Below are 16,634 nucleotides of genomic sequence, written 5' to 3'. Positions count from 1 at the left end.
ACATAATTCTCAGACAACTGAGGTGATCGATATAAAATCAATCCAAATTCTCTGCTTGGGAGGTGAGTGTAATGCTGCGAATATGGCCAATCATTGGACCTGTGATTCCGTTGTTGCCGGTGATTCCACCGATTACGATTATTGATCCGATTGTCAAACTGTTCTAATTCCAATTTTCAAATTATCACTGCAATCAATACATGTTAACGCAAAGGAGGTGAGCTAAATGCAAAAGAATCTGTCCTTGCAATTCGAAGAAATGGAAGCTGTAGCAGCTCCGAGCTGGTATGAAGTAGCAATCGGTGTAGCTGTAGGCGTGGGAATCGGCGTAGCACTGACATAATTCTCAGCTAACTGAGGTGATCTATACAAGTACATTCCAAATTCGCTGTCTGGGAGGTGAGTGAAATGATGCATATATGGCCAATCATCATCGGTCCAGTGATACCGTTATTGCCGGTGATTCCACCGATTATCGATCCGATTACCAAACTGTTCTAATTCCAAATTTTCCAATACTGCAATACAAGTTGCTGCAAAGGAGGTGAGCTAAATGCAAAAGAACCTGTCCTTGCAATTCGAAGTAATGGAAGCTGTGGCAGCTCCAGCTGTCGACGCGACTGATGTTGCCATTGGTATAGCTATAGGCATCGGAATCGGTATCGCCTTGACATAATCCAATAAAGACACATCTAACAATTCAATTCATAAATATTTTCAAAAAAACTAATTAAATGGAGGAATTTAAAATGACAAATCAAGCACTGGCTTTGCAATTCGAGGAAATGGAATCCGTAACAGCACCTGGAGATGGAGCATATCTGGCTGGCGTAGTTGTAGGCGTTGGTATCATTACAGGAGCGGCGATCGTAGTCCTGACTTAGAATTAACCTTACTTAAGAGGCACTTATTAATTTATCTGCAATGAATCCAATACCAAATCTAATTTATAAGGAGAAGATGAGAATGAATAATACGCTGAATTTGCAAATGGAGCTGTTGGAGGACGTTTCTGCACCAGGTAACGCAAGAGACTTTGTTGAAGGTGTGGCTGCAGGTGTGGTCATCGCTGGTGGAGTCGTTGCAGTTATCGCATTGACTTAATACCTGAATTTGTTTCAAGGCTCCTCTCTCGTCAGGTGATAGCCGGCGGGAGAGGAGAATTACATAATACTAATGAAAGTATGAGGTGAAAATTGATGGAACTAGCAAGACATTTGGAAGTTCATGAGACCGACAACGGTCAATACTTGGTTCAACATATAGCCAGTCATAAATATGTGAAGTTAGGTGTGAGGGAGCTTGAATTCCTGCGCCTGCTAACACAGGAAGCAGATTTAGAATCTGCGAAAAGTCAGTATATAGGTAGTCTGACGGATGAGGAAAGATCGTTTTTGTACGACAAGTTCAAGGAATGGGGCTTTCTTGATAGCACTCCGGCCGAGACCAACGGTGATTCACAGAAAAAGTGGAAGCTGAATTGGAAATTCGATGATATTACGGCCATCAAGTTCCTGTCAGTCAATCCGGATTCATGGTTAACGTCAATGATGCCTGTAATTCGTGCTCTATTGCATCCGGTCGCTATTATTCTGTATACCCTCCTCATATTGACGGCAGGAACTTTGCTTGTCCGCGATGAAACCATTATAAACGGTATTTCGTTTGATCAGTTTGGATTCGGAAGCTACGTCATGATCTATATTATGCTGCTGCTAACAACGGTTGTACACGAGTTCGCTCACGGAATGGCATGCAAATATTATGGAGGGCGTGTCAAGCAGATGGGAGTGATGCTGTTCTACTTAAGTCCGGCGATGTATTGCGATGTGAGTGATACCTACAAGTTTAAGAAGAAGAGGCATAAGCTGTCCGTATTGTTCGCAGGGATCTTCAGTCAGTGGATCATGACCTCGATCGCATTTGTGCTCTATTACACACTCGCCAGCTATCAAATGCCAATTCCGGTGCTTTTCTTATATGGGATTGCAAATCTGGGGCTGAGCATGATCAATATGCTACCGCTGGTGAAGCTAGACGGATATTGGATGTTGAGTCACGGACTTGGGATCACCAATCTCCGCACTAAAGCTTTTCAGGCTTTCTTCAAACTTCTTACTCCTTGGAGAAAAAGCAAACAAGGATCGCAAAACATGAAGGAAAGAAGTATCTTACTGGTCTACGGCTTCGCGGCTTCGCTGTTCACACCTTGTTTCTGGGGATGGGGGCTATACAGTATACAGCAGCGGATGTATTCCTTTCTGGGCGCCACCAGCTTTATCATCACGGCAGGAATTGCCTGCGTACTGCTCTATCATGGTGCCAAATTTATGATCAAAATGAATAAGGCGGTGTAAATTATGACACTTGAAGTGAAAAATTTAGTGAAAAATTATGGAGAAACAACGGTACTGCACGGAATATCGCTGACAGCTAATTCCGGTAAAGCATTCGGGCTGCTGGGCGGCAATGGAGCGGGCAAGACAACGACCATTCGGTCTATACTCGGTCTGGTCGATTATGATGCAGGAGATGTGCATTGGAACGGGATTCCGATTCTGGCGAACCGCCCGAGTATTGGCTACCTACCGGAAGAGCGGGGCCTGTATCCGAAGGAGAAGGTGAGTGAGCAGCTGGTCTATTTTGCAAGATTGGAAGGGATGGACCGGGTGAGTGCGATCAAGTCGATGCGAGATTGGCTGAAGCGTCTCGGGATTGAAGAGCATGAGCATAAACGGGTGGAGCAACTGTCCAAAGGGAATCAGCAGAAGGTGCAGATCATTTCCTCGTTGATTCACGATCCGGAGCTGGTCATCCTGGATGAACCATTCAGTGGCCTCGATCCGGTCAACTCGGAGATGCTGGCTTCTGTAGTGAAGGAACAGCTGAGCAAAGGGAAAACGATGATATTCTCCAGTCATCAGATGGGTCATGTTGAACAATTCTGTGAGGAGATCTGTATTTTGAAAAAAGGCAGAATGATGGTATCCGGCAATTTGATGGATATTAAGAAATCTTACGGACGACGGAATCTCGTGCTGCGAAGTGAGAACGACCTGAATCCGCATTTGGCGGCCTTTGGTTTCAATCAAGGCGAGAGCCAGAACGCTCATGAATGGCAGCTTACTCTTGAACATGAGGAGCAAGGCAATGAACTGCTGCAGAGCTTAGCAAGTCAGGGTATAGATCTATTGAAATTTGAGATCAAGGAACCGACGCTGCATGAAATATTTATCGAAAAAGTGGGGGATGTATCATGAGACAATTTGGATTAGTATTTGGCTATTCATTCATGGAACGGGTCCGTTCCAAAGCGTTCAAGATCATGACCGTGATTATGATTCTGATCATGGCAGCCTTGGTCTTCCTTCCCAAATTTATTGGCGGAATACAACATATGAGCGAAGGAGATATCGCGGTTCTGGATACCACGGGAATTGTCACGGATACCGAAGGATTTAAGCAGCAAGTGTCCGATTCCTATAATTGGCGGATCATCCAGGAAGCTGATCTGGCCAAGGAGAAGGCAGAATTGGAGAAAGAGGGCAATGTGCTTGGGATTGTGACCATTCGTGAACAAGGCAATCTGCCGGTATTAAACGTGACTGTTAACAAAATGGATGATGCTTCAGGCTACCTGACAGAGCTCAACAGATATGTTCAAACCTTATATACATTTTCAGAGATGAATAAGCTGGAACTTGAGCCCTTGGCTAAAGAAAGACTGACGGCCTCCGTTCAGATGGAGGTTGAAGAACTGAAGGTTGGAAGCAAGTCGCTGATGACCATGTACTTACCCGTTTACTTGATTATGTTTCTCCTCTACTTCTTGATCTACTTCTTCGGTGCTAATGTAGCAACTTCGATATCGATTGAGAAAGGATCCCGGGTAAAAGAGATTCTAATCACCAAAGTAAGTCCTATCCAACTGCTCTATGGAAAGATCCTTGGAGTTGGGCTCGCAGGACTGCTGCAGTTCTCCATCATCATCGCCTCAGCTTCTCTGATGCTTATGTTTTCGGGTTCCGGTACCAAATTGGAGTTCATTGGCTTCCAGGTCGATTTCTCAGTCTTTGATGGAAAAACAGTAGCCATGCTCGTTGTCTTCTTCATGTTAGGTTACTTCTTCTACGCATCTTTGTTTGCGGCCGCAGGGTCTCTTGTCAGTCGCAGTGAAGAGCTCAACCAGGTGATCATGCCGATTTCTTTACTGCTGATGTTGGGTCTGTTCTATGCATTCTTCAATCTGGCAGATGCAGACAGCACAGCAGCGCTTATCGGTTCTTACATTCCATTCATTACACCATTCATGATGTTTATCCGGATCGGGATGTCAGACCCGACATGGATCGAAATTCTGCTCCCGACACTTGTGCTGTTCTTGAGCACGCTCGGAGCCTGCTGGCTGTCTGCCAAGGTATACCAAGTCGGCGTGCTGCTCTACGGGCAAAAGCCGACGCCAAAGTTGATTTACAAAGCGATGAGATCTTTATAAGGAAGGAGGAGGGATCACTATGGCGATTGATATAAAAGCGCTGGAGTATCCGGATTTGACATCAAAGATTCGAGATGAACTGGTTCTGGATCAAGAGGCACATAAACTGGTCGGTCAATGGGCGCTCGTGACGGGCGCCGGACGCGGCATCGGTGCTGAAATTGCCGAGCAGTTTGCGAGGAAGGGAGCTTCTCTGGTGCTGACAGAGCTCCCCGAGCTGATGGAGCAGGCTGAGACGATAGCCGGCAGGATTCGCGATCGGTATGGAGTCGGTACGTATTGTGAAGAGCTGGATCTTCGGAATAATGAAGGCGTCGAGCGATGCATTCGCTCTATTGAAGAGCAGGGCGTAGACCTGCGCTATCTGATCAACAATGCAGGCGTAAATCTGCTGCAGCCCGCACTTAATTTAACACGGGAAGAATGGGACTTCGTGGTGGACATCAACCTGAAGGGAACCTTCTTTCTCACTCAGGAAGTTGCCAAAATTATGGTTCGGAACAAGAAAGGTTCGATCGTGATGATTGCCTCGCAGCATGGGGTCGTTGCTAACGAGAATCGGGCACCATACTGTGCAAGCAAGGCAGGCCTGATTCATTTAACCAAATCTTTGGCCATCGAGTGGGCGAAATATGGAATCAGAGTCAACGCGGTGTCCCCGACTTTTGTCGTTACGGATGCGAATCAGAGTATCATCCAGAATGCCCAATTCCAGCGGACGAACTTGCCGAAGATTCCGCTTCGCAAATTTGCGGAGCCCGAGGATGTAGCGAATGCAGTGCTATTTCTGGCCACAGATGCAGCCGGTATGATTACTGGGCATAACTTGATCGTAGATGGCGGCTGGACGATTCAATAAAAAAAAGGAGGCGTGGGACAATGTATTTTGGAATGTTTAAGGATTTAAGAGATTTGAATATGCCGAATAGCTATGATTTTGATTTATATGAAGGTTACTACTCCGAATTTTATGAAGCCGTTGCGGGCCGTACAGACTATGATATACCTCTTCTGCTGGAACAGGCCAGAGGCCACGCCGGGCAGGGCAAAGTTCTTGAACTTGCTTGTGGATCGGGCAGAATCCTGATGCATATGGCGAACCGCGGGATACAAGTTGTCGGGCTCGACCTGTCCGAGGATATGCTCAATCTATGTCGCAAGAAGCAGTCTCAATTACCGGCGAGATTGAGAAATCGGATCGATGTACGGCAGGGTGATATGACTGATTTTGAACTGGGTGAGAAATTTCCGCTGATTATACTGTCCGCGACCAGCATCAGTCTACTGCGTGAGCTGGAGGATTTCAGACGGATGCTCGGAACAGTAGAGCGGCATTTGGAGGATGGAGGGCGGTTCATTTTTGATTATGTGTTGTCCAACCAGGAACATAACTCCGCTGTGCGCGGGGGACGGGTAAACGGGATTACGCTGAATCTTGGACCGGAGAACAAGCAATTCGTGCTTATGGGCGAGGAAGAAAATCTGGAGAAGCAAAGCGCAGTGATGAATTTTTATGCCGAAGTCATTCAGCAAGGGGAAACGAAGCGCTTTTTCGGCTCCACCTTCAAGAAGTTTTTTCCGGAGGAGGACCTGCTGCGCGTGATCGGAGAATCCGCATTCCAACTTGTTGAGACTCGTACCTACAACCTTGAGGGCGAAGGCAATGTGAAATGCCTTGTTCTTGAGAAAGGCGGTCCGCAATGAGTAGTAGCGAGCGGAACCTTGTAACTATTGTATGTGACCCAGAGGCAGCTAACACGGCGGAAACGATAGAAGGCTTGTTGAAGGATCTGGGTGTTGAGACCGAAGTCGTTAGCCAATTTGAGGATGTGAACCCGGACTCCGAGCTAACGCTGGTCCTCCAGGCGGAAGTCCGGGGGGAAGCTTTTAATACCTATGCTCTTGAGCAAGGTATCACCTGGCTGCCGATTCAATTCTCGAATTCGGCCGGTAGGATCGGGCCGATCATTGTACCGAATTGCTCGGCATGCTTTGAATGTGTACAGCTGCGGACTCGCTCTCACGGGCTTCCGCTTCTAGAATCGAAGTCTACCATTTTTGATTTATCCTGGTCTGTACTAAGCGGCATTATTGCAATTGAAGCCGTGAAATGGATTACCCGTCAGACCAATAGCTTTCCGCCGCTGTCGCTGGGTCATATTATTGAGTTTGATCCCTTTCACCTGCAGGGGGATGTGAATCCGGCGTATAAACTGCCAACTTGTCCATCCTGCGGAGCAAGACAGCAAGCTCATCTGGCTGCGCAGTCATGGTATGAGGCAGAACTGGTGCTGGAACCATGAGTCGGGCGCTAATTCGCAGGTCGGGCGCATGGAGTAGAGGTCAATTTGAGGCTGATAATTCAGCTAACAGAGGATTAACGGCAACCTTGCCGGAGCATTTGAGATTAGCGATCAGCCCGCAGGGAGGAATCGTCAGAGGACTGATGAATATGAGCTCGGACCCCGGTGATCCACGGCTTTTCCTCAGCTTGGCGACACCGGCTAACCCCCGTCTATTCGGACAGGAGCAGTATGGACTGATCGATTTCTTTGCAAGCGGGATGGGGTTTACGCCAGAAGAAGCGAATACCTCCGCAGTAGCGGAAGCTGTTGAGAGGTACTGCGCTGCTTACGTAATTCCGGAGCGTACGGTATTAGCCGCGTGGAATGAGCTTGAAGGCGACGCACTGCATCCGGATGAACTGCCCCTGTTTACTAAGGAGCAATATGAACAATGGCAATTCCCGTATCGACCGTTCACCGAACAGTCCAGGATTCGCTGGATACAGAGCTACAGTCTCACGACCGGACGCAACAAATGGGTGCCGGCAGCGATAGCCTGGGATTCATATATTCCTCAGAGCGGAGATGAGGAGTCCATATGTTTCGGTTTAATGACCGGCTCAGCTGCAGGAAGTACGAAGGAGCAAGCAATGATCTCAGGGCTGCTGGAAATTATTGAGCGAGATTCATTTATGATCATGTGGTACAACTCGCTTTCCCTGCCGCGGCTGGATATTTTTGAATCGCCGGTATCCGAGCAGTTCAAAGAGTTACTCGATCCATCAAAATTTACCCTTTCCGTTGTTGATACGACAAGCGATATTGGCATTCCATCCGCTTTCGGTCTGCTGAAGACCAGGGATGGTAAAGTTTCCGTAGGCGGTTCGGCCCGCTTGTCGATGGAAGACGCCGTACGAAAAACATTGATGGAAATCAGCCAGTTGTTTATCGGTAATAAGGCGCAGATATACTCTAAGACGCTGCCTTCTCTGCTGCCGCATCAAGTCACGGATTACGGCCTGAGACTTCCTTATTATGAACAGCCATTTGCCAATGAAGAGCTGGCATTCACGGTTGCTTCTGATGAAATTCGAGGAATTCACAGGGATGCTTCTATCGCTTTGGCCCCTGAAACCGATCGGCTTCAGTACATTGTCGATTGTCTCAGCAAGCGTGGACTAGAGGTGTTGTGTGTAGACGTAACGACCGATGATGTTCGTCAACTCGGACTCCATGTCGTCAAAATGATTGTTCCTGGCACCGTTCAGCTGCCTCGCAGTGAGCAAGAGCGACTCGTAACGAGCGACAGAATCTACAAAACACCAGTCGAGCTTGGGTTGCGAAGTGAGCCGATCAGGCCAGAGGATCTGAATAACAGTCCGCATCCGTTTCCTTAATGCTGCAGGACTATATTATAACGATGAGGACGTGATATATATGCAGATCAAATATATGGATTGGCGGTCTGATCAGGAGGTCGAAGAGGAGCGTCTTGCGCTGACCTATCATCATAACTCCAATCTGTACCCGCAGTTTGATGTGTTAACCCGCTCGCGGATGAAGATGCTGAAGAGACTGTTTTCACAAATGAATCAGACGGTTACGCCAGCCAAACGGTACTACGCCTCACCGCGATATAGTATGAAAAAACTGGACCGAAAGCAGCATCCCTTTATTGCGAACTTGGCAGACCGCTTGGATGAATTGCAGGAGAATGTTCAGCCGTATAAGGACTTTGAAAGCTTGCTGGAGCTTGGTGCGGCTCATTCACTTGATAGTCCGGACATCTACCTTCTGTCCCAGAATCGAATAAGCCAAGAGCTGGAGCTATTCTACTGTAGTCCTGCCGAGGGATATATTGAATTCGTTAAGGGCTCGATTGACTCCAATTGGTATGAGGCGGCATTCGATCCGGGCATGGGAGTTCAAGAAGGCGATGGTGCAGTGTTTATTACCTCCAATCTTCACCGATCGATGAAATTGTTTGGTGAACGCGGTTATCGTCTGAGCTTGCTTGAAGGAGGGCGGTTAACCGAGCGCTTGCTGCAATGCACGAAGGAGAGCGGCAGCAACGTTTCTCCGCTGATGACTTTTTATGATAAGGCGGTCCATGAACTGCTTGGAATTGACGGCTACTACGAGGTTGTATTATCGGTTCTTACATTTCGGGAGGAGGAATTAATATGTACGAATATAAATTTGTAAAAATTGAGCTGAAGGGCTTTCTTGAGAATAAACCACTGAAGGATTATCAGGAGATTATCCATGAGCATGCAAGGCAGGGCTGGAGACTGTTTCAAATTTTTGCTCCGAGCACGCAAGGTTTTGGTACGGCTAATCATTTCGACTTAATATTTGAACGGCCTGTCCAGTCCTAACGGATGGAACAGAAGTTGCTTTCCATACAGATACGGGAAGAATCCAGCGAGCCGCTGTATGTGCAAATTCGGGATCAACTGAAAGGCTTAATTATAAGCGGCAGTCTGTCCCATGGCGACCTGCTCCCTTCTCTGCGGGAGCTTGCCGGGCAGCTTGATTGCAGTTTGATTACAGTTCGCCGGGTGTACGGCGATCTTGAAGGAGAGGGACTTCTGCTTGTAAAGAAAGGGATCGGTACATTTGTGAATTATGACCCCAGTAAGATCCGAAAATCGGGCGAGCGGCAAGTGCTCCGTGCTTTTCAGGAAGCCGTACAGATCGGTAAAATGTATCATTTCAACTCTAATCAGATGGTGGACATATTGGATCGGCTGCTAATTGAAGAGGGATGATCAGCGAATAAAACGCCTTTATGGCGTTTTTTATCGTTGTTATATGTACAGAAAAAAAGGAGAAACTTCATAGTTATGGAATATATTAAGTAAATGGAAGAAAATATAATTTCTGTGCAGGGAGGTTCTCAATTGGAGAGATGTGGGGAAATGATAGAGGCGGAGCTGCGAAGCAGTTTGCAGAACTATTTTCATATGACGCAGCTGTATGAGCATGCCATATTATGTCTTGAAAATAAGCTTCAGGAATCCATGCTGTTAGGTAAAATGACGGTGCTTCATTACCGGATGTTCGGCGGTACGGATCATGAGGATATTTATCGCGTAGCTGCTGCTGCCGAGATGATGATGCTCAGCCTGGACATCATTGACGATATTCAGGACAAGGATAATGAGAAAATGGTTTGGAATCAGTTTCCCCCAGAAATCGCTCTGAATATCGGAATTGGGCTGCTTACACTCCCCGTAGAAATGATCCTCTCAACAAGCTTCCCTCCTGAACGAAAACTGCAGGCAGCCCGGGTGTTAAGTCAGGAGGTCCTGATTGCGATAAACGGCCAAATGAGGGATCTGTTCAATGACATACATACAGAAGAAGATTACATGATCATGGTATCTCAGAAATCCGCTGCCCTATTGGTTGCAGCCAGCATGCTCGGCACAGTTCTGGCTACCGGGGAATGGATCGAAGGGGTGAAGCTTTATACAGAAGAGCTGGGAATTGCTGCGCAAATCAAGAATGATATTCGCGATCTGCTCAACTGGGATCATAAAAATGACTTTATTAATCGCAAGAAAACACTGCCCACCCTGTACTTGCTGCAATCCGTCTCGGATAAAGATCGCTGGATTGTAGATTATTATGAAGGGCGTCTTCTGTTTGAGGATATTATGCAGCGCAAGAGCGAAATAGAGAGTTTGATCGAGTCGACAGGAACGCTGCTGTATACGTCAGTTCGCATGAAAACGCATTATTACCGCTATTTAGAGCTGATCGAGCAGCTGAATGTGGAGCCGCATTGGAAAGAACAGATGCTTGCTTTTGCTGAATAGATTGAAAATACATTAGATCATCCATCACCGCAACCTGCCACCGCAAATCCACGCAATATGCCGCAATTCTGTTAGCGGGAAATACGGAGGATGTTATCGTTTCCAACATATGGGTGCCCTGTTATATTGGTTTTAAGAAGAGCGTATTCAATAATAAAACCAATATGGAGGGATTTATAATGTTAAAGGAATTCATTCAAGCATTGGTGCAAGACGCAGGATCGATGATGAAGGTTCAATCGGGTGAGCTTCAGCTGGCAGGGATTAGTGGTGTGGAACAGAAGGCTTTGATGGATGTGCTTCGTGTTCAGGGCGATATGAGCAAGGAACCGATGAAAGCAGCATATTGGAACTAAGTTACCAAGTACAAAAGTTGCTAGACGACTAACAATTGCGAGGGATCTCCATTGGCATATAAATACAAATTCGCAGCATTGATGATATTCATTAGTATCCTTGCAGGTTATTTATCGATTTCGATCCTTAAATCTCCGATTATTGGAGCTGACGTGACATTAAATAGTGAAGACCAATACATCGTCACTGAATCGCCTGAAGGGTATTGGTGTTATGGCAAGCTGATGGTTGGAGATATTATCGTCGAAATCGATGGAAAACCTGCAGCGGACTTCTATTCCGTCAAGGTGTACGATGTAATTGAAGGAGCTTCTTCGATTCTCTTAAGCCGCCCAGGAAACGGCAGTGAGTTGCTGGACATTTATCTTGAAGTGGATAAAGGCCTGACACCTGATGAACTGGTGTTGCAGCTTGTTTTACCGCTGACTTCGATCCTTATATTGTCCATCCTGTCGCTTATAGTCTATAGACATAAGAAGGGCGACAAAGCAGCAATACAGCTCATCCTGTTTTTTATGTCTATTGGTATTGCTTATTTAAGTTCATTTTCCTCAGGTAGGGTAGATCCGGTTGGAAGACTTTCACTAACCGCATCCTTTGTTCTTGTACCGGTATTCTTCATTTTATTTATGAACCGATATCTTGATCGTTATGATGAAAAGTTTGTTAATCGGCGATGGCTAAATATCCTATACGGAATCATTCTGGTTCCGATCGGTTTGGAGCTCAGCAATCTTATACTACATTATATTCCTAGAGGGATCATCTCGATCCTCGAATTGGTGTACTTCTCCGCAATTAATGTTTTTATCATTTATAAATTGATTGAGAAGTTTAGCAAGCATCGCTATGGACCTCTGCGTTCCCTGTTTAAGCTGACGCTAGTTGGGCATGTTACGGGCTTCTTTCCATTTATCTTTATGTATGCTGTTCCTGAGCTGTTTGGCCAGTATATAATACCGTCACATATCGCAGCCATATTCCTCTTGACCATTCCAATTGTTTACTTGTATATGTTCACAACTAAGCAGTTGTTTGATATTGATTTTTTGATTAATCGTTTTCAGTATTATGCAAGCCTATCGTTTTTACCAACGCTATTATTATCCGTGATGGCGGCCATTATTCTTAGTCAGAATAATTACTCTTGGGTGAATTGGGTTCAGCTATTTCTGGCCAGCTATCTGCTCCTTATATTGTTTCTATTCGTGAAGGAATATGCAGATCGCCGATTAAGAGGGCGTATTAACAAGGATCTGCATAATTATCAAGGAAGTCTTAATCGGTTTTCGACCCAAATATCGAGAGTAATGAACCGATCGGATCTGGAACGAGTGCTCGAGCAGGAAATTTGCCAGGTACTGCCGGTGAGGGATGTATCCTTCTTCGACATTCAGATGGATCAACTGAAGCATGTAAGTTTGGGGAAATCACTGATGAATCTGCGGGATTCGATCATAGCATCTTTTCTTAAAACCTCTCAGCAGTTATCCATCGGCAAGATTGTCCCTGTGGATCGTGGGATCTGCATCGTGATTGGCATTAAAGGCAGTGTCCTTCATATACTGTGGCTGGATAATAAAGATAATCAGACCAGGTACAATACCGATGAACGTGCATGGCTGAAAACACTGGCCAACTATAGTGCCATCGTATACGAGAATCTATATTTAATAGAAAGCCTAATCGAAGATTTGGAGGAAGAATTTCAGAGGAAAAAGGGATCCTCCACATCCCCTTGGGTGCTAAGACTCATATTTCGATTATCTGAGAAGGAACGGCGGAAGCTGGCATCCGACCTTCATGATTCGGCATTGCAGGATCAACTGCTCTGGTATCGTCAACTGGAGTCCGTTATGACGGATTATGAAATGTCGGAGGATTTGCAGCTCAAACTCTGGAATATCCGCGAGGGATTACTCGATGTAATCCACCAGATCAGAGAAACATGCAATGAATTACGCCCTCCATTACTGCAAGAGATGGGCATCGTGGAGGCGCTGAACACCTTGTTCGAGCAGTCACAGATTCGCAGCAATTATGTCGTGGATTTCCGGGCAGATAACTTTAAGGTCAAGTTAAACGATGAACAAATGCTCGCTATTTTTCGTATTGTGCAAGAGCTTCTTCGTAACGCCAGCAAACATGCACAGGCTTCTAATATATTCATTACGCTGGAGGAAGACGAGGGAATTTGCCTGTCTTATAAAGATGACGGTGTCGGACTCAAGTTAGAGGATTTGAAGGATTCTTATCATCATATGGGCTTGTCGGGCATTAAGGAAAGGGTGCATAGCCTGGAGGGCAGCATCCGCTTCAAATCTGAAATGGGCCAGGGGTTAGAAGTGAATATTACGCTGCCGTTGGAGTCACCGAGTATAGACGTGGAAAGTGAGGATGATAAAGATGATTCGAATATTACTGGTGGATGATCATCCCTCTGTTGGTGAGGGAACGAAGAATATGATTGAACAGGATACGGAAATGCAAGTAACTGTACTTATGTCAGGAATGGAGGCTCTGGAGCTCGCTGCCGAAGAGAACTATGATGTCATGCTGTTTGATTTGAATATGCCTGTCATTAGTGGAATTGAACTTACGAAACGGATGATTAAAATAAATCCTGAGAGTCGAATACTCATTTATACAGGGTATGAGATCAGCCCGAATTTCAATATGTTAATTGAATCAGGGGTCAGCGGGGTTGTCAGCAAGACGGCAAGCAGGGAACAGCTGCTAAATGCAATCCGATGCGTGATGCGGGATGAAGCGGTGATTCCGGTCTCACTGTTACGTCAGCTTCGGCGCAGAGAGGTGCGTCTGAATCAAGGAGCAAATGAGAAGGTGATGGAGGAAGTGTCCATCAATGAACGCGAACAGGAGATACTGCAGGAAGTGGCCAGCGGCAGCAGTAATCGGGATATTGCATCCAAACTGCTGATGAGCCAGCGAACGGTTGAATATAACCTAACGCGAATATTTGAGAAGCTGGGCGTGCGCTCCCGATCGGAAGCGATCGTCGAGGCTAGAAGATTGGGCCTGATTCGTTCTAGCGAGTTTGTATAAAATCGGGGAACAGAGCAACCGGTCAATGATGGTTATGGTAACACACCGACATCATGGACCGGTTTTATGTTAGCACACTTTTAACGAAAGATAGTTTGTTATTCAACTTCAATTGAAAAGATATGGGTCGAACCTTAAAAGGCTTATTGTCTTTCAAGGTTTCTTTTTTGGCGGGCCAATCCGTGCCGCCCATCATACGTTCTCAATGGCCAGTCCCTATTTAACATCCTCATTGTTAGGTAACTTTCAAGCAATAAGGAGTTACTCCCTAAACCGCACCAACCCCTCTTCCTTAACCCTCCAATTCCGCGTTCCGTCTCCAAACGTATTGGACTCGTTGTCATAGATGACTGCCTGTGCATCCAGTGTTTCGTTAAGATTCGCTACAACGATATGGCCATCTCTAAGCTTGTAAATGGAGGTATCGGCGGCAGTGCCAACTGACGCGACAATGTCTTTAATTCCATCTTGGTCAACATCTGCTTCCACCGTATGCGCTTCGATCCGGAGTGACATGGGGGTACTTATATCCGGTTGGATGTAGTAACTTATGGGGCAGTTAGCTCCACATGCTCCGTTAACTTTTATATAACTCTGATCCAGTGCCTGAACCTGGTTGACTGTGTATTGGTCGGGATCAAGCGCAGCATAACCAACTTGTCCAATATCGAAGAGCTTCGTACCCATCCCAATAGCCGCGCGCACATTTTCCTCGTTTAACCCTTTTTCTTCATAAAAGTATATCGTATACTCATCAATCTTTTGCTTGGTTAAGACGTTAGTCAAATCGGTTGCATCTATACTCTTTACAGGTGCTTCAAGTGCCGCTTCCTTGAAATGGAGAGAGTATGCCTCAAGCTGTTGTTTCTCTGTGCCAGATCCGTCCGAATCAGGAACGTGAATGGCTGAATCCTGTGCGGGAACATTCGCCGCCTGACTGCAGCCGGCAAGGAGGCAAGTTATGATGATGAATGCGATTTTTAAGCTTTTCATTTTCGTGTTCACCCTATTCTTTTTTATTAATGAGGATTTGAAGTTAAAGAAGAACAAGCGTGCCGCTGTCCTTTATTTTATTGCGGATCGCAGCATATCTCTCGAGATCGTCTGGATTCAGATCAGCTTGTATATGCTCCATACTTGTGCAGCACCTTACGATGTTGATTGCATTGTTGTTGGTATAAGAGAACTCTAAACTATCCAGCATATATTGCAGGCCCTTTCGTTTGTTGTTCTTCCGAATATAATACATACCGACATCTGCTAGGAAGCTGGCAAAGCGATCATTCATTAGATGCTCGGTGTAACCGCCAATGGGCTCTTGCCGTTTAAGATGAGCCTTGATCAGGTGTTCAAATCTATCAAGATATTCATCGATTTCAAAATGGTATAGGTTCGCTGCTTTGATGATTTTAAATAAACCCTTCAAAACTTCATTCTCCCTTGAAGAGATAAACTCGGTGTATGGTTCCAGTACGTCAATATTACCCTTCATAAGTTCATATAGATAACGGTTGCCTCTGGCCCGATCCCGGAACTTCGCTTTGGTCCGTTCGGCCGTTTCATCTGATTCGATAATCCAGCTTTGATCCTCGTAACAGCTTAAATGATAAAGCGCCTGATCATAGTCATCGTTATATTCAGCTATGGTGCCTAACAGTAAATCGGAGTATAAAATATAGCCAAACAACGGCTTAGCTGGTTCAGGCTGTTTTCTATGTGTTCTGGAAGTATCATGCTTCCTGGCATACAGCATTCGGGAGATACGTCCCATTTCCTGGGTATAGTGCTTGGCTTTATTCCATTTGCGTAAGGAAAGCCATGTATCGGCTAGATCTTTTAACGCATCTAATTGCACTCCTTCCGGGAGCCGTTTGATAAAAGCTTCAAATCGTATCGTGCAGTTCAGATTATGCTCCTGGTCCGAGTTTAAAGAACATAGAAAAATCCGATATTGGCACAAGGCCAATCGCTCGGCATGCTGGTGTTTTTCGCTCTCTGCCACTTTTTTGTACAAGATTAAGGCTGCTTCTCTCTTTCCATTATGATATAGTGTTTCTGCGCTATCAAAGAGCGGCGATGAATATGCCGGATTATCTATAATCCGATCAACGGCCTGATCGATACAGTTAAGTTTCCCCAGCTCAGCACATCGCATGATGAACGGCCCAAGTCTCCTCCAATTCGGTGTTGATTCATATACATATAAAGAATAAAAGATTCCTTCTTCCAGGTTCATCGCTTCCGTAATTCGATCTAGGCTTGATACGGATAGGGGCTGGTTGCCATTAATGAAACGGCTGAGTGTTCCCGAATTGATACCCGATTTCATGGCAAACGAGGAGAGACTGAGCTTCTCCTTCTGCAAGTAACGTAATACCTCCGTACTGATCGTTCTGTCTATAGATATCAATGATCACACCCCCAACCTTTAATTCCATATTCAGGAAAATGACGTATATAAGTAATCTAATGCATTTATACGTGATGGGTCAATACTTAACTGTTAATTTTGCTGGAAATGTCAATATAAAATGAACAAAGTATGGATGACTCTTAAGAGGTAACCGGGAACATTCCTTTTTTACATGGTAAAATAACATATTATAC

Annotated in this window: 20 protein-coding genes; 18 read left to right on the top strand and 2 right to left on the bottom strand. The window is 45.6% G+C overall.

Annotated elements, in window-relative coordinates; all coding sequences use genetic code 11:
• Nucleotides 1-226: 226 nt before the first annotated feature.
• The 18 genes from ABEQ74_RS29635 to ABEQ74_RS29550 all read left to right on the top strand — a co-directional run bounded on the left by ABEQ74_RS29635 (nucleotide 227) and on the right by ABEQ74_RS29550 (nucleotide 14,027).
• Complete coding sequence (locus ABEQ74_RS29635) at nucleotides 227-343, top strand: daptide-type RiPP (RefSeq protein ID WP_321178258.1); 117 nt, start codon at nucleotides 227-229, stop codon at nucleotides 341-343.
• A gap of 210 nt (nucleotides 344-553) precedes the next feature.
• Nucleotides 554-676, top strand: coding sequence for a hypothetical protein (locus tag ABEQ74_RS29630; RefSeq protein ID WP_321178257.1), 123 nt, complete (start codon nucleotides 554-556; stop codon nucleotides 674-676).
• A 73-nt stretch (nucleotides 677-749) separates the two neighbouring features.
• Nucleotides 750-884 carry a daptide-type RiPP gene (locus ABEQ74_RS29625; protein WP_430125894.1) on the top strand — a complete coding sequence of 45 codons (135 nt, stop codon included), beginning with the start codon at nucleotides 750-752 and terminating at the stop codon, nucleotides 882-884.
• Nucleotides 885-966: 82 nt separating this feature from the next.
• Complete coding sequence (locus ABEQ74_RS29620; protein ID WP_165593355.1) at nucleotides 967-1,104, top strand: daptide-type RiPP; 138 nt, start codon at nucleotides 967-969, stop codon at nucleotides 1,102-1,104.
• A gap of 95 nt (nucleotides 1,105-1,199) precedes the next feature.
• Nucleotides 1,200-2,357, top strand: a complete 1,158-nt coding sequence (gene mpaP, locus ABEQ74_RS29615; RefSeq protein WP_430125892.1) for a daptide biosynthesis intramembrane metalloprotease — start codon at nucleotides 1,200-1,202, stop codon at nucleotides 2,355-2,357.
• Between the two features lie 3 nt (nucleotides 2,358-2,360).
• A complete protein-coding gene (locus ABEQ74_RS29610; RefSeq protein WP_430125890.1) occupies nucleotides 2,361-3,260 on the top strand; it encodes an ABC transporter ATP-binding protein in 900 nt (299 codons plus the stop codon).
• A complete protein-coding gene (locus ABEQ74_RS29605; RefSeq protein WP_430125888.1) occupies nucleotides 3,257-4,495 on the top strand; it encodes an ABC transporter permease in 1,239 nt (412 codons plus the stop codon). Before ABEQ74_RS29610 ends, ABEQ74_RS29605 begins: the two co-directional genes overlap by 4 nt.
• A 19-nt stretch (nucleotides 4,496-4,514) precedes the next feature.
• Nucleotides 4,515-5,354: an SDR family NAD(P)-dependent oxidoreductase gene (locus ABEQ74_RS29600; protein ID WP_430125886.1), complete on the top strand. Its 840-nt coding sequence runs from the start codon at nucleotides 4,515-4,517 to the stop codon at nucleotides 5,352-5,354.
• A gap of 20 nt (nucleotides 5,355-5,374) precedes the next feature.
• The gene (gene mpaM, locus ABEQ74_RS29595; RefSeq protein WP_430125884.1) at nucleotides 5,375-6,199 is read left to right on the top strand and encodes a daptide-type RiPP biosynthesis methyltransferase; all 825 of its coding nucleotides are present in this window, start codon (nucleotides 5,375-5,377) and stop codon (nucleotides 6,197-6,199) included.
• Nucleotides 6,196-6,798: a TOMM precursor leader peptide-binding protein gene (locus ABEQ74_RS29590; protein WP_430125882.1), complete on the top strand. Its 603-nt coding sequence runs from the start codon at nucleotides 6,196-6,198 to the stop codon at nucleotides 6,796-6,798. Before mpaM ends, ABEQ74_RS29590 begins: the two co-directional genes overlap by 4 nt.
• On the top strand, nucleotides 6,795-8,177 hold the full coding sequence (locus ABEQ74_RS29585; RefSeq protein WP_430125880.1) for a YcaO-like family protein: 1,383 nt from the start codon (nucleotides 6,795-6,797) through the stop codon (nucleotides 8,175-8,177). The genes ABEQ74_RS29590 and ABEQ74_RS29585 overlap by 4 nt, the downstream gene beginning before the upstream one ends.
• A 40-nt stretch (nucleotides 8,178-8,217) precedes the next feature.
• Nucleotides 8,218-8,985: a hypothetical protein gene (locus tag ABEQ74_RS29580; protein WP_430125878.1), complete on the top strand. Its 768-nt coding sequence runs from the start codon at nucleotides 8,218-8,220 to the stop codon at nucleotides 8,983-8,985.
• A complete protein-coding gene (locus ABEQ74_RS29575; protein ID WP_053489769.1) occupies nucleotides 8,964-9,158 on the top strand; it encodes a DUF4177 domain-containing protein in 195 nt (64 codons plus the stop codon). Before ABEQ74_RS29580 ends, ABEQ74_RS29575 begins: the two co-directional genes overlap by 22 nt.
• Nucleotides 9,159-9,173: 15 nt before the next feature.
• Complete coding sequence (locus ABEQ74_RS29570) at nucleotides 9,174-9,551, top strand: GntR family transcriptional regulator (protein WP_430125876.1); 378 nt, start codon at nucleotides 9,174-9,176, stop codon at nucleotides 9,549-9,551.
• Between the two features lie 132 nt (nucleotides 9,552-9,683).
• Nucleotides 9,684-10,604 carry a polyprenyl synthetase family protein gene (locus ABEQ74_RS29565; RefSeq protein ID WP_321178253.1) on the top strand — a complete coding sequence of 307 codons (921 nt, stop codon included), beginning with the start codon at nucleotides 9,684-9,686 and terminating at the stop codon, nucleotides 10,602-10,604.
• Between the two features lie 179 nt (nucleotides 10,605-10,783).
• Nucleotides 10,784-10,960, top strand: a complete 177-nt coding sequence (comX, locus tag ABEQ74_RS29560; protein WP_430125875.1) for a competence pheromone ComX — start codon at nucleotides 10,784-10,786, stop codon at nucleotides 10,958-10,960.
• A gap of 51 nt (nucleotides 10,961-11,011) precedes the next feature.
• Nucleotides 11,012-13,393 (top strand): sensor histidine kinase, encoded by a 2,382-nt coding sequence (locus tag ABEQ74_RS29555; RefSeq protein ID WP_430125873.1) that lies wholly within the window; start codon nucleotides 11,012-11,014, stop codon nucleotides 13,391-13,393.
• Nucleotides 13,368-14,027 (top strand): response regulator, encoded by a 660-nt coding sequence (locus ABEQ74_RS29550; RefSeq protein WP_430125871.1) that lies wholly within the window; start codon nucleotides 13,368-13,370, stop codon nucleotides 14,025-14,027. The genes ABEQ74_RS29555 and ABEQ74_RS29550 overlap by 26 nt, the downstream gene beginning before the upstream one ends.
• Before the next feature lie 261 nt (nucleotides 14,028-14,288).
• On the opposite strand, the gene ABEQ74_RS29545 is transcribed toward ABEQ74_RS29550, so the two are convergent.
• Complete coding sequence (locus ABEQ74_RS29545; RefSeq protein ID WP_430125869.1) at nucleotides 14,289-15,020, bottom strand: hypothetical protein; 732 nt, start codon at nucleotides 15,018-15,020, stop codon at nucleotides 14,289-14,291.
• A 43-nt stretch (nucleotides 15,021-15,063) separates the two neighbouring features.
• Nucleotides 15,064-16,437: a helix-turn-helix domain-containing protein gene (locus tag ABEQ74_RS29540; RefSeq protein WP_430125867.1), complete on the bottom strand. Its 1,374-nt coding sequence runs from the start codon at nucleotides 16,435-16,437 to the stop codon at nucleotides 15,064-15,066.
• Between the last annotated feature and the right edge of the window lie 197 nt (nucleotides 16,438-16,634).

Origin of the sequence: Paenibacillus solani, from assembly GCF_050475945.1 — a bacterium.
Taxonomy (GTDB): Bacteria; Bacillota; Bacilli; order Paenibacillales; family Paenibacillaceae; genus Paenibacillus_AQ; species Paenibacillus_AQ solani_A.
The sequence above is the reverse complement of the archived record's forward strand: the minus strand, read 5'-3'. Positions and strand labels throughout refer to the sequence as shown.

What these genes read in the sequence shown, in the direction of transcription:
- ABEQ74_RS29580 (WP_430125878.1), top strand. Translation starts at nt 8,218, where the DNA reads ATGCAGATCAAATATATGGATTGGCGGTCTGATCAGGAGGTCGAAGAG.
- ABEQ74_RS29605 (WP_430125888.1), top strand. Translation starts at nt 3,257, where the DNA reads ATGAGACAATTTGGATTAGTATTTGGCTATTCATTCATGGAACGGGTC.
- ABEQ74_RS29635 (WP_321178258.1), top strand. Translation starts at nt 227, where the DNA reads ATGCAAAAGAATCTGTCCTTGCAATTCGAAGAAATGGAAGCTGTAGCA.
- mpaM (WP_430125884.1), top strand. Translation starts at nt 5,375, where the DNA reads ATGTATTTTGGAATGTTTAAGGATTTAAGAGATTTGAATATGCCGAAT.
- ABEQ74_RS29630 (WP_321178257.1), top strand. Translation starts at nt 554, where the DNA reads ATGCAAAAGAACCTGTCCTTGCAATTCGAAGTAATGGAAGCTGTGGCA.
- ABEQ74_RS29625 (WP_430125894.1), top strand. Translation starts at nt 750, where the DNA reads ATGACAAATCAAGCACTGGCTTTGCAATTCGAGGAAATGGAATCCGTA.
- ABEQ74_RS29585 (WP_430125880.1), top strand. Translation starts at nt 6,795, where the DNA reads ATGAGTCGGGCGCTAATTCGCAGGTCGGGCGCATGGAGTAGAGGTCAA.
- comX (WP_430125875.1), top strand. Translation starts at nt 10,784, where the DNA reads ATGTTAAAGGAATTCATTCAAGCATTGGTGCAAGACGCAGGATCGATG.
- ABEQ74_RS29600 (WP_430125886.1), top strand. Translation starts at nt 4,515, where the DNA reads ATGGCGATTGATATAAAAGCGCTGGAGTATCCGGATTTGACATCAAAG.
- ABEQ74_RS29590 (WP_430125882.1), top strand. Translation starts at nt 6,196, where the DNA reads ATGAGTAGTAGCGAGCGGAACCTTGTAACTATTGTATGTGACCCAGAG.
- ABEQ74_RS29610 (WP_430125890.1), top strand. Translation starts at nt 2,361, where the DNA reads ATGACACTTGAAGTGAAAAATTTAGTGAAAAATTATGGAGAAACAACG.
- ABEQ74_RS29550 (WP_430125871.1), top strand. Translation starts at nt 13,368, where the DNA reads ATGATTCGAATATTACTGGTGGATGATCATCCCTCTGTTGGTGAGGGA.
- ABEQ74_RS29620 (WP_165593355.1), top strand. Translation starts at nt 967, where the DNA reads ATGAATAATACGCTGAATTTGCAAATGGAGCTGTTGGAGGACGTTTCT.
- ABEQ74_RS29575 (WP_053489769.1), top strand. Translation starts at nt 8,964, where the DNA reads ATGTACGAATATAAATTTGTAAAAATTGAGCTGAAGGGCTTTCTTGAG.
- ABEQ74_RS29545 (WP_430125869.1), bottom strand. Translation starts at nt 15,020, where the DNA reads ATGAAAAGCTTAAAAATCGCATTCATCATCATAACTTGCCTCCTTGCC.
- mpaP (WP_430125892.1), top strand. Translation starts at nt 1,200, where the DNA reads ATGGAACTAGCAAGACATTTGGAAGTTCATGAGACCGACAACGGTCAA.